Origin of the sequence: Microbacterium sp. NFH-22A-Y (assembly GCF_021401375.1) — a bacterium.
Lineage (GTDB): Bacteria > Actinomycetota > Actinomycetes > Actinomycetales > Microbacteriaceae > Microbacterium > Microbacterium hominis.
In genome coordinates this window covers 453665-464584 of the sequence record NZ_JACBGF010000003.1, presented here as the reverse complement: position 1 = coordinate 464584, position 10920 = coordinate 453665, and the positions used below count along the sequence as shown (strand labels likewise).

Here is a 10920-nt window from a genome sequence, read left to right as displayed (position 1 = left end):
CCGTCAATCCTACGCCCGGGCCCACGGCGCCGCGTTCACGCCTCGACGCGTGCGCGTTCGCGTGCCGCGAGCACCCGGGTGTCGCGCGCCTTCAGCTCCGTCTCGTTCTCGCGCAGCAGCGAGTACAGGGGGGCGGCGACGAAGAGCGTCGAGTAGGCCGCGACGATCGTCCCGACGAAGATCGACAGCGAGATGTCGGTCAGCGTCTGCGCACCCAGCCAGAGCGCACCGATGAACAGGATCGCGCCGGTGGGCAGGGCCGCGACGACGGTCGTGTTGATCGAGCGGATCAGCGTCTGGTTGACGGCCAGGTTGACCGACTCGCCGAACGTCCGCCCCGACTTCTCGCCGTCCTCGCGCGTGTTCTCCCGCACCTTGTCGAAGACGACGGTGGTGTCGTACAGCGAGTAGGACAGGATCGTCAGGAAGCCGATGACGGCGGCCGGCGAGATCTCGAACCCGAACAGCGCGTAGACGCCGACCGTGATCACGAGGACGTCGACGAGGCCGATGATGGCCGCGACGGACATCTTCCACGTCCGGAAGTAGATCGCGAGGATGACGAAGGTCAGCGCGAGGAAGATCGCGAGACCCCACAGCGACTGGCGCGTCACGTCCTGACCCCAGCTGGGTCCGATGAACGACGAGCTGACGTCCGACTCCTGCACGCCGAACTCCTGCGCGAGCGCGGTCGTGACGGCCTGCGTCTGGGTGTTGGTCATCTGGTCGGTCTGGATGCGGAGCGCGTCCGAGCCGATCGTCGTGACCTTGGTGGTCGCCCCGGGGACGACGGACTGCACGGCGGCGGTCGCGGCGGTCTGGTCGGGGCTCGCGACCTGGTTGACGGTGAACTGCGACCCGCCGGTGAACTCGATCGAGAACTGGATGGGGCGGAACAGCGGGACGAGGGCCGCGCCGATGACCAGCACCGCGGCGATGATGAACCACAGGCGACGGCGTCCCACGAAGGGGAAGGAGGTCTTGCCGGTGTAGAGGTCGTTTCCGAACTCGTTCATGGAGCGCATCAGTCGTCTCCCTCCGTCGTCGAGCTCGGTCTGGTTCCGTTCTTGCCCGCCAGTTCCGCCTGCTTGCGTTCGGCGATCGTCTGTCGGCGCTCCGCCTCTCCGCGCGAGCGTGCGGCGCGTCGGGCTGCGGCACCCTTCGCGCCCTCCGACACCGGCGCACGGAACTGCGCGCGGCCCCGGTAGACGGCGCCGAGTGCTTCGGGGTCCAGGCCCGACAGGGGGTGACCCCCGCCGAAGAAGCGCGTGCGCGCCAGCAGCTGGAGCACGGGATGCGTGAAGAGGATGAAGATCAGGATGTCGATCAGTGTCGTGAGCCCGAGGGTGAAGGCGAAGCCCTTCACCGTCGCATCGGCGAGGATGTAGAGCACGACGGCGGCGAGGATGTTGATCGACTTCGAGATGTAGATCGTGCGCTTGGCACGACCCCACCCGTCCTCGACGGCGCCCGTGATCGACTTGCCGTCGCGCAGCTCGTCGCGGATGCGCTCGAAGTACACGATGAAGGAGTCCGCCGTGAACCCGATCGTGACGATCAGGCCCGCGACGCCGGCGAGCGACAGGCGGAAGCCCATCCGCCACGCGAGGATGCACAGGGTGATGTAGGTCAGCACGCCCATCACGCCGAGCGACGCGATGATCACGAAGCCGAGGGCGCGGTAGACGATCAGCGAGTACAGGGCGACGAGAGCGAGTCCGATCAGACCCGCGATGAGGCCGATCTGCAGCTGCTGCGAGCCGAGCGTCGCGGAGATCGCGTTGTCGCTGACGATGCCGAAGCTGAGCGGCAGGGCGCCGTACTTGAGCTGATCCGCGAGCGTCTTGGCGCTCTCCTGGTTGAACGAGCCGCTGATCTGCGGCTTGCCGTCGAGGATGACGCCGTTCATCGACGGAGCGGAGATGACCGCGCCGTCGAGCACGAAGGCGAACTGGTTCTGCGGGCTCTTGCCGGCCTGCGTGAACGCGTAGAGGCGCTGGCTCACCTCGCCGAAGGTCTTGGTGCCCTGCTCGTCGAACACGATGTTGACGACCCACTGGCCGTTCTGCGTGTTCATGCCGCTGGTCGCGTCGGTGATCGCCGATCCGTCGAGCTCGACGGGACCGAGGAGGTACTTCGCGGTGCCGGTGGGGTCACAGGCGATCAGCGGCTCGCCGGCGGGGCTGTTGGCGGGGTCGTTGTCGGCGGCGGCGCAGTCGTACGCCAGGAACTTCGCCTGCAGCGCGGGGGTGATCCAGTTCAGATCGCTCCCGTCGGTGGGCGACGCCGTCGGCGTCGAGGCCAGGCCCGGGTCGGGCGTGGGATACGGCGTGGAGTTGCCGTCCTCGCCGACGTAGGACGTGCTCGCGGCGGTCGTGGCCAGCACCGCGCGCAGCTGCATCTGCGCCGAGGACTCGATGCGCTTGCGCGTCTCCTCATCGGCCTGGCCGGGGATCTGCACGACGATCTGGTTGCCGGCCTGGGTCGTGATGTCGGCCTCACCCACGCCGGACGCGTCGACGCGCTGACGGATGATCGCGGCGGCCTGGTTCATCTGGTCGGTCGACGGCGTCGCACCGTCGGGCGTCTTCGCCTCGAGGATGATCTGCGTGCCGCCCTGCAGGTCGAGCGCGAGCTCGGGCGTCCAGGAGCTCTTACCGAAGACGTAGACGCCGAGCGCGTTCACGCCGAACAGCAGGGCTGTGATGACGAGGAGACCGGTCAGTGCGCGCCAGGCACGGCGCACCGGGGTGGGTGTGGCCACGGAGGGTCAGCTTTCTTCGGGAGCGATGCGCGTCTGGATCAGGCCTGGGGCTTCGCGTCGCCCGCGTCGGAGGCCTCGGTCGAGGTCTCGACCTTGCTCGCGGCGCGGTCGTCGCTCACCGAGGTGATCTCGCCGTCGGCGACATCCGCGGCGTACTCGGCCTGGTCGGACTCCGCCTCGATGAACTCGTCCTCGGTGACGGTCCCCTCCTCCTCGTCCACGACGCGCAGGATGGCCTGGCTGTGGACCTCGACCTCCATGCCGGGGGCGAGCTCGACGAACGCGGGCTTGGACAGGTCTTCCCCGTCGTACGCCACGAGCGTGCCGTAGAGGCCGCCCTGGAGGAGCACCTTGACGCCGGGGACCATCGCGCGGGCCTTGGCCTCCTGCTCCGCCTTCATGCGGGTGGCACGACGCCGCGAGCTCCAGAACATGAAGCCGAGCAGCGCCGCCATCGCGACGAGCAGAATCCAATCCATGCGGACACACCTTTCGGGAGCGCGCCGATCGACGCGAAGAAGGCGGCAGAAAGCCTTCAGTGATTATAGGTCATCGAATCTCAGCGCCTCGCCGGGCTGTGCGACGCGTAGATGCGCGTAGGCCTCGGGCGTCGCGATGCGCCCACGCGGTGTGCGCCCCAGGAAGCCGATGCGCACGAGGTAGGGCTCGACGACCGACTCGATCGTCTCCGCCTCCTCTCCCACCGTGACCGCGAGTGTGCTCAGGCCGACCGGACCCCCGCGGAAACGGCGGACCACGGCATCCAGCACCGCGCGATCGAGCCGGTCGAGGCCGATCGCGTCGACGTCGTACAGCTCCAGGGCCGCGGCCACGTGCGCGTCGGATGCGGTCCGGTCCGGCGTGCCGTGCACGATCACGTAGTCGCGCACGCGACGCAGCAGTCGGTTCGCGATGCGGGGTGTGCCTCGGGAGCGGCGGGCGATCTCCGCACGTGCCGACCGCGGCAGATCGACGCCGAGGACGGCGGCCGATCGCGAGACGACCTGCTCGAGCTCGTTCGGCTCGTAGTACTCCAGGTGCGCCGTGAACCCGAACCGGTCGCGCAGGGGGTTGGGCAGAAGGCCCGATCGCGTCGTCGCCCCCACGAGCGTGAACGGCGCGAGGTCCAGCGGGATGCTGGTGGCGCCGGCCCCCTTGCCGACCATGATGTCGATGCGGAAGTCCTCCATCGCCAGGTACAGCATCTCCTCCGCGGAGCGCGCCATGCGGTGGATCTCGTCGATGAAGAGCACCTCCCCCGGCACCAGGCTCGACAGCAGCGCGGCCAGGTCGCCGGCGTGCTGGATCGCCGGTCCGCTCGACAGGCGCAGCGGTCGGCTGCTCTCGTGGGCGACGATCATCGCGAGGGTCGTCTTGCCGAGCCCGGGCGGGCCGGACAGGAGGATGTGATCCGGAGGACGCTGCTGGATGCGCGCGGCATCGAGCAGCAGCTGGAGCTGTCCGCGCACCTTCTGCTGGCCGACGAACTCGGCGAGCGACCCCGGTCGCAGCGCCCCCTCGACCGCGAGCTCGGTCTCGTCCTCGGCGAGGCTCGGATCGCGCGGGTCAGACACCGGCACGCTCCGGACGGGCCGGCCCCAGCTGCGCCAGCGCGAGCTTGAGCAGCGAGGGCACGGATCGACGATCGGCGTCGCCCGCGGCATCCACCACGATCGCGACGGCCTCGACGCTGGTGCGCTCGTTCCAGCCCAAAGCGGTGAGGGCGGCGACCACCTGGCCGGCGATGTCGTTGCCCGCGGATGCCGCGGGCGTCGCCGTCGCGCCGACCCCCGCCGGCAGCTTGCCGGCGAGCTGCACCACGATGAGCTTCGCGGTCTTGGGACCGATGCCCGACACGCGGCGGAAGGGAGCGTCGTCCTCGGCGGCCACGGCGTCGGCGATCTGCGCCACGCTCAGGGAGGACAGCACGCCCAGAGCCGACTTCGGACCCACGCCGGACACGCTGAGCAGATGCTGGAATACGGTCAGCTCCTGCCGCTCGGCGAAGCCGAAGAGGGAGAGCGCATCCTCGCGGACGATGAGCGCGGTGTGCAGCATCGCGACGTCGCCGATGTGGAGGGCGCGGGCGACCTGGGCGGGCACGGCGACGCTGAAGCCGACGCCGCCGACCTCGAGGATCGCCGACTCGGAGTCGAGGTGCAGCACGCGGCCGCGCAGCGAGGAGATCATGCCACCACCCTAGACATCGGTTCGCAGATTTGTTCGATCGACACGCGCCCCGGCCGCCTCAGCGTCGGCTCGCGCGTTCGGCCTCCGCCCATGCGCGCTGGGCGGGCGTGAGGGTTTCGCCCGTGCCGCCCGCGACCGGCGTCCCCCGCCGCCATCCGTGGCAGAGGGCGATCGCGAGCGCATCGGCGGCATCGGCGGGCTGGGGCAGTGCGTCGAGGCGCAGCACGCGGGCCACCATGGTCTGCACCTGGAGCTTGTCGGCCGAGCCGTACCCGGTGATGGCCGCCTTCACCTCCGAGGGCGTGTGCGTCGCGGCGGGAAGTCCGTGCTCGGCCGCGAGCAGTAGCGCGATGCCGCTGGCCTGCGCCGTGCCCATCACCGTGCTGCGGTTCTGCTGCGCGAACACACGCTCCACGGCGACGACGTCGGGTCGGTGCGCCGCGAGCACCTCGCGTAGGCCCGCCGCGATGAGCGCGAGCCGCTCCGACACCGGAAGATCCGCGCCCGAGCGCACCACCCCGACGTGGACGAGGGTCGCGGAGCGGTCGGCCCGCACGTCGACCACGCCGACGCCGCAGCGGGTCAGGCCGGGGTCGATGCCGAGGATGCGGAGAGCGGATGCCACTCCCCCACGCTAAGCGTCGATGGCTGCAGACGGCGTTTCGACTCGCGGCTGCGCCGCTCGCTCAACGACCGGTTCTCCCGCTCCCCCCGGTCGTTGAGCGAGCGGAGCGAGTCGAAACGCGGTCGTTGAGCGAGCGGAGCGAATCGCCCCCGGTCGTTGAGCGAGCGGAGCGAGTCGAAACGTGGTCTACTCGTCGTTCTCGAGCTCGGCCTGCACCTCGGCGCTGAGGTCGAAGTTGCTGAAGACGTTCTGCACGTCGTCGCTGTCCTCGAGGGCGTCGATCAGGCGGAAGATCTTGCGCGCGGTCTCCGCGTCGATCTCGACCTTGAGGTTCGGCACGAACTCCACGTCGGCCGACTCGTACTCGATGCCGGCATCCGTCAGCGCGGAGCGCACCGCCACGAGGTCGGAGGCCTCGGTGATGACCTCGAAGCCCTGAGCGTGCGGCTCGATCTCCTCGGCGCCGGCCTCGAGGGCCGCGAGCATCACGTCGTCCTCGCTCGTGCCTTCCTCGGAGACCACGATGACGCCCTTGCGGGTGAAGTTGTAGGCGACCGAGCCGGGGTCGGCGAGCGTGCCGCCGTTGCGGCTGAGCGCGGTGCGCACCTCCGCGGCGGCGCGGTTCTTGTTGTCGGTCAGACACTCGATCATCAGCGCGACGCCGTTCGGGCCGTAGCCCTCGTACATGATCGAGGAGTACTCGACCGACTCGCCGCCGATGCCGGCGCCGCGCTTGATCGCGCGGTCGATGTTGTCCTTCGGAACGGACGTCTTCTTGGCTTTCAGGACCGCATCGAAGAGGGTCGGGTTGCCCTGGAGGTCCGGGCCGCCGAGCTTGGCGGCGACTTCGATGTTCTTGATGAGCTTCGCCCACGACTTGGCGCGGCGGGAGTCGATGACCGCCTTCTTGTGCTTGGTCGTGGCCCATTTGGAGTGTCCGGACATGATCTCCAGTTTACTCAGGCGACAACGCTGCTTCTCAGCGCAGGATCTTGACGAGTGTGCGCAGGTTGCGCGTCGTGGTCGTGGGCTTGTACTCGGACCGGCCGAGCAGCCTGCCGAACGGCGTGTCCAGCGTGCGTCCCTTCTCGGGGCTCCAGTAGACGACGCCGAATCCGGGCTGCGTGGGGTCTTCTGCAGGGTCGAGGGATGCCGCGGCATCCACCAGCGCATCGCGCACCGCCAGCTCGCTGCAGAAGACGACGTAGGGCTGTCGGCGCTCGTCGTCGGCGTCGAATGGGTACGTGGTCGTCGCGGCTTCCAGCTCGTCGAGCGTGATGAGTACGATCCACGCGTCGTAGTCGAACTGCTCCCGCAGAGCGGCCTCGATCCGCGCCTTGAGCTCGGCCCGTCCCGTGACGTCAACGTCGGTCGAGAAGCGGGCGTTGCCGCTGGCGAGCACCGTCTTCACGTCGTCGAATCCGAGCCGGCGCAGCAGCGCGGCCAGGTCCGCGCTGCGGATCGTGATGCCGTTGACGTTCACGCCGCGAAGCAGCGCCACCCAGGTCGTCATGCCGCCACGTTAGCCCGCCGCACCGACACCACATGCTCGAGGACGGTCAGTGGGGCGGGCGCAGGTCGCTGAGCGCGGTCGTTCCGCGGCAGCCGAGCTCGCCCGGCTGCAGGTACACGCGCGGCGCGTACACCCGCTCGGACACGCCATCCACGCGGCGCACGAGCACGCATCTGCTCTCGGTGCCCATCGAGGCTCCGAGCGCGCCGTCGGCGGTCCGCACGACCTCGAGCGGGGCGAGGTGCTCGTAGGGGCCGGTGGGCGGGGTGAGTCGGGCCAGGATCGCGCTCTCCAGCTCGCTCGTCGAGGCCGTCGCAGAAGCGTCGCCGACCACGGCGAGGATCGCGTCGGCCGCCTCCTCGGGGACCACGAACACCGGGGAGGTGTCGGGTGGCGCCGTCACGGCCGTCGCTCCGTCGGGGCAGTCGATCGTGCGGACCGGGCTGGGAGCGCCCCACGGCCGCTCGTGAGCGACGGCGCCGTACCTCGTGAAGTCGACGGCGTAGCACGACGTGCTCGACACGGTGTCGGTGGACCACATATCGGTGCTGCGTGCGGTCATCTCGACGCGGAAGGACAGCGTGCCGAGCGGGTCGATCGGCTCCGGCGCGGTCTGCGGCGTGATGCCGATGATGGTGATCGTGCTCCGGTCGCCGGTGGCCTCCGTGGCCAGCCGCGCCCATCCGTCGATGTCGGAGGCCTGCCGGGGTGAGATCTCCCCGACGAGCCATGCGACCGCATCGCGCGCGGCCGCGTCCGCCGGGTTCTCGGGGGGCCGCGCATCCCGCGAGGAGGACGACCGAGGCCGCACCCGCCACCGCGCTTCCGATCATCCGCGATGCGCGTCGTGCCATGGTGCGATCCTACGCAGCCGCCTCTGCGGGTCGCAGCATCCGCTCAGCGCGCGCGGGCGGCGACGAGGTCGAGCAACAGCGCGTGGAAGCGCGTCTCCCCCGACATCTCGGGATGGAAGGCGGTGCCGAGCAGCGCCCCCTGGCGCACGGCGACGACCGCCCCGTCCGGCAGCGAGGCCAGCACCTCGACGTCCGGTCCGGTCTCCACCACCCGCGGTGCGCGGATGAAGGTGGCCGAGACCGGCTCATCGAATCCCGCGACCGCGAGCTCCGTCTCGAAGGAGTCGACCTGCGACCCGAACGCGTTGCGCTGCACGGTGACGTCGAGTCCGCCGAAGGTTTCCTGTCCACGGATGCCGTCGGTGATGCGATCCGCCAGCAGGATGAGCCCTGCGCACGTGCCGTACACCGGCATCCCGTCCGCGATCGCGGCGCGGATCGGCTGCTGCAGGCCGAAGGTGCGCGCCAGCTTGTCGATCACGCTGGACTCGCCGCCCGGGATGACCAGCCCGGAGACGGCGGCCAGCTCGGCGGGTCGGCGCACCGCGACCACCTCCGCGCCCAGCGTCTCGAGGCTCCGGACGTGCTCGCGGACGTCGCCCTGGAGGGCGAGGACGCCGACTCGCGGCATCCCCGTCGTCACCATCCGCGCTCGGCGAGGCGGTGCGGCGCCGGGAGATCGGAGACGTTGATGCCGACCATCGCCTCGCCCAGGCCCCGGGACACGTCGGCGATGACGGCCGCGTCGTCGAAGAAGGTGGTCGCCTTCACGATCGCGGCGGCCCGGGCGGCCGGGTTGCCGCTCTTGAAGATGCCCGAGCCGACGAACACGCCGTCGGCGCCCAGCTGCATCATCATCGCGGCATCCGCGGGCGTGGCGACGCCGCCGGCGACGAACAGGACCACCGGGAGCGTCCCGGTCTCCGCGATCTCGGCGACCAGCTCGTAGGGGGCCTGCAGCTCCTTGGCGGCGACGTAGAGCTCGTCGCGCGACAGCGCCCCGAGCGCGGCGATCTCGCCGCGGATCTTGCGGATGTGCTTCATCGCCTCGGAGACGTCGCCGGTGCCGGCCTCGCCCTTGGAGCGGATCATCGCCGCACCCTCGGTGATGCGCCGGAGGGCCTCGCCGAGGTTGGTGGCGCCGCAGACGAAGGGGACGGTGAAGTCCCACTTGTCGATGTGGTTGACGTAGTCGGCGGGAGAGAGCACCTCGGACTCGTCGATGTAGTCGACGCCGAGCTCCTGGAGAACCTGCGCCTCCACGAAGTGGCCGATACGGGCCTTCGCCATGACCGGGATCGAGACCGCCTCGATGATGCCGTCGATCATGTCGGGGTCGCTCATCCGCGACACGCCGCCCTGGGCGCGGATGTCGGCGGGCACGCGCTCGAGTGCCATGACCGCGACGGCCCCGGCATCCTCGGCGATCTTCGCCTGATCGGGGGTGACGACGTCCATGATGACGCCGCCCTTGAGCATCTCGGCGAGTCCCCGCTTGACGCGGGACGATCCGGTGACGGGAGTGGACACGGCGGGCTCCTTCGGGAGGGTTCGGATGCCGGATATTGGCCTAGGCCAAAACGTAGCATGATCTGTCACATAGACTTCACGGTGTGACCAGCCCCCGCGGATCGATCACAGAGGTCCGCATCGTCGGCGCCACCGCCACCGAGATCGCCGACAGCGTGCGCCAGCACGTCGAGCGCGGCGTCCTCTCCCCCGGTGCGCCGCTGCCACCGGTGCGAGCGCTCGCCGATGAGCTCGGCGTCAACCGCAACACCGTGGTGGCGGCCTACCGCCTCCTCACCCAGGCGGGCCTGCTCGAAGCGCGCGGCCGCGCCGGCACGCGCGTCGCGGAACGCACCCCGGTCGCGCAGGAGGGCTTCGCGCGGGGCACCGTGCTCCGCGACCTCGCGGCGGGCAACCCCGACCCCGCGCTGATCCCCGACCTCCGCCCGGCTCTCGGGCGCATCGCCGGCCGGCCGGTGCTGTACGGAGAGCCCGTCATCGACCGCGATCTCGCCGCCTGGGCCGAGGCGTGGATGCGCGACGCCGTCGGCGACGACCGGGCCCTGCGGCTGACGATCACCGGCGGCGCCTCCGATGCGATCGAGCGCCTGCTCGCGCAGACGCTCACCCGCGACGACGCCGTCGCCCTCGAAGACCCCTGCTTCCTCGCGAGCCTGAACACCGTCCGTCTCGGCGGCTACCGCCCGGTCGCGGTTCCGGTCGACGACGAGGGCATGACCGTCGACGGCCTCCGCGCCGCGCTGGATGCCGGGGTGCGCGCCGTGCTGCTCACGCCGCGCGCCCAGAACCCGACCGGCGCCAGCCTAACGGCCGAGCGCGCCGCGGCCCTCCGCGCCCTGCTCGCAGACCACCCGTACGTGCTCGTGATCGAGGACGACCACTTCTCGCTGCTGTCCTCGCGGCCGTTCCACTCGGTGATCGCTCCCGGCCATCACCGCTGGGCGCTCATCCGCTCCGTCTCGAAGTTCCTGGGCCCCGACATGTGCCTCGCGGTCGTCGCCTCCGACCTCGACACCGCCGATCGGCTCGCGGAGCGTCTCAACCCGGGCGCCACGTGGGTCAGTCATCTGCTGCAGCGGCTCGCGCTGGAGCAGCTCACCGACGCGGATGCCGTCGCCGCGGTGGCCGCGGCATCCGCCCACTACGCGGCGCGCAACGCCGCCGCCGCGGCGGCGCTGACCGCGCACGGCGTGCCGGTGTCGGCCGGTGACGGGCTGAGCCTTTGGGTGCCGCTGCCGGTGCCGGCACGCGCGGCATCCGAGCAGCTCATGCGCCGCGGCTGGCTGGCGCGTCCGGGCGACGAGTTCGTGCTCGAGAACGCCCACGCCGCCCGCCATCTGCGCCTCACGGTGCACGACCTGTCCGACGCCGATCTCGCGCGTCTGGCCACCGACCTGGCCGCGGCGATCCCCGCCGCAGCCATGACTTCGAAAGCAGGATGATC

12 protein-coding genes are annotated in these 10920 nt (G+C 70.5%); 1 reads left to right on the top strand and 11 read right to left on the bottom strand.

Going from position 1 to position 10920, the window contains the following annotated elements; translation table 11 throughout:
• Positions 1–35: 35 nt before the first annotated feature.
• The 11 genes from secF to pdxS form a co-directional block, all read right to left on the bottom strand.
• Complete coding sequence (gene secF / locus L0965_RS13250) at positions 36–1025, bottom strand: protein translocase subunit SecF (protein ID WP_060959589.1); 990 nt, start codon at positions 1023–1025, stop codon at positions 36–38.
• Entirely contained in the window at positions 1025–2764 is a 1740-nt protein-coding gene (secD, locus tag L0965_RS13245) for a protein translocase subunit SecD (protein ID WP_101306384.1), read from the bottom strand. Before secD ends, secF begins: the two co-directional genes overlap by 1 nt.
• 38 nt (positions 2765–2802) lie before the next feature.
• Positions 2803–3243 (bottom strand): preprotein translocase subunit YajC, encoded by a 441-nt coding sequence (gene yajC, locus L0965_RS13240; protein ID WP_060959587.1) that lies wholly within the window; start codon positions 3241–3243, stop codon positions 2803–2805.
• Between the two features lie 63 nt (positions 3244–3306).
• On the bottom strand, positions 3307–4338 hold the full coding sequence (ruvB, locus tag L0965_RS13235; RefSeq protein ID WP_101307238.1) for a Holliday junction branch migration DNA helicase RuvB: 1032 nt from the start codon (positions 4336–4338) through the stop codon (positions 3307–3309).
• A complete protein-coding gene (gene ruvA / locus L0965_RS13230; RefSeq protein ID WP_101306383.1) occupies positions 4331–4954 on the bottom strand; it encodes a Holliday junction branch migration protein RuvA in 624 nt (207 codons plus the stop codon). The genes ruvB and ruvA overlap by 8 nt, the downstream gene beginning before the upstream one ends.
• 58 nt (positions 4955–5012) lie before the next feature.
• Positions 5013–5579, bottom strand: a complete 567-nt coding sequence (ruvC, locus tag L0965_RS13225; RefSeq protein ID WP_060959585.1) for a crossover junction endodeoxyribonuclease RuvC — start codon at positions 5577–5579, stop codon at positions 5013–5015.
• Positions 5580–5765: 186 nt separating this feature from the next.
• Entirely contained in the window at positions 5766–6524 is a 759-nt protein-coding gene (locus tag L0965_RS13220; protein WP_060959584.1) for a YebC/PmpR family DNA-binding transcriptional regulator, read from the bottom strand.
• A gap of 34 nt (positions 6525–6558) precedes the next feature.
• Entirely contained in the window at positions 6559–7092 is a 534-nt protein-coding gene (locus tag L0965_RS13215) for a DUF1697 domain-containing protein (protein ID WP_101306382.1), read from the bottom strand.
• Positions 7093–7138: 46 nt separating this feature from the next.
• Entirely contained in the window at positions 7139–7903 is a 765-nt protein-coding gene (locus L0965_RS13210; RefSeq protein ID WP_232783903.1) for a hypothetical protein, read from the bottom strand.
• An 86-nt stretch (positions 7904–7989) separates the two neighbouring features.
• Complete coding sequence (pdxT, locus tag L0965_RS13205) at positions 7990–8592, bottom strand: pyridoxal 5'-phosphate synthase glutaminase subunit PdxT (RefSeq protein WP_101306381.1); 603 nt, start codon at positions 8590–8592, stop codon at positions 7990–7992.
• A complete protein-coding gene (pdxS, locus tag L0965_RS13200; RefSeq protein WP_101306380.1) occupies positions 8586–9476 on the bottom strand; it encodes a pyridoxal 5'-phosphate synthase lyase subunit PdxS in 891 nt (296 codons plus the stop codon). Before pdxS ends, pdxT begins: the two co-directional genes overlap by 7 nt.
• A gap of 83 nt (positions 9477–9559) precedes the next feature.
• Here pdxS and L0965_RS13195 point away from each other — a divergent pair, with 83 nt between their 5' ends.
• Entirely contained in the window at positions 9560–10918 is a 1359-nt protein-coding gene (locus L0965_RS13195) for an aminotransferase class I/II-fold pyridoxal phosphate-dependent enzyme (RefSeq protein ID WP_101306379.1), read from the top strand.
• The last annotated feature ends 2 nt before the right edge of the window (positions 10919–10920 follow it).

What these genes read in the sequence shown, in the direction of transcription:
- secF (WP_060959589.1), bottom strand. Translation starts at nt 1,025, where the DNA reads ATGCGCTCCATGAACGAGTTCGGAAACGACCTCTACACCGGCAAGACC.
- yajC (WP_060959587.1), bottom strand. Translation starts at nt 3,243, where the DNA reads ATGGATTGGATTCTGCTCGTCGCGATGGCGGCGCTGCTCGGCTTCATG.
- ruvA (WP_101306383.1), bottom strand. Translation starts at nt 4,954, where the DNA reads ATGATCTCCTCGCTGCGCGGCCGCGTGCTGCACCTCGACTCCGAGTCG.
- L0965_RS13220 (WP_060959584.1), bottom strand. Translation starts at nt 6,524, where the DNA reads ATGTCCGGACACTCCAAATGGGCCACGACCAAGCACAAGAAGGCGGTC.
- L0965_RS13215 (WP_101306382.1), bottom strand. Translation starts at nt 7,092, where the DNA reads ATGACGACCTGGGTGGCGCTGCTTCGCGGCGTGAACGTCAACGGCATC.
- pdxT (WP_101306381.1), bottom strand. Translation starts at nt 8,592, where the DNA reads ATGGTGACGACGGGGATGCCGCGAGTCGGCGTCCTCGCCCTCCAGGGC.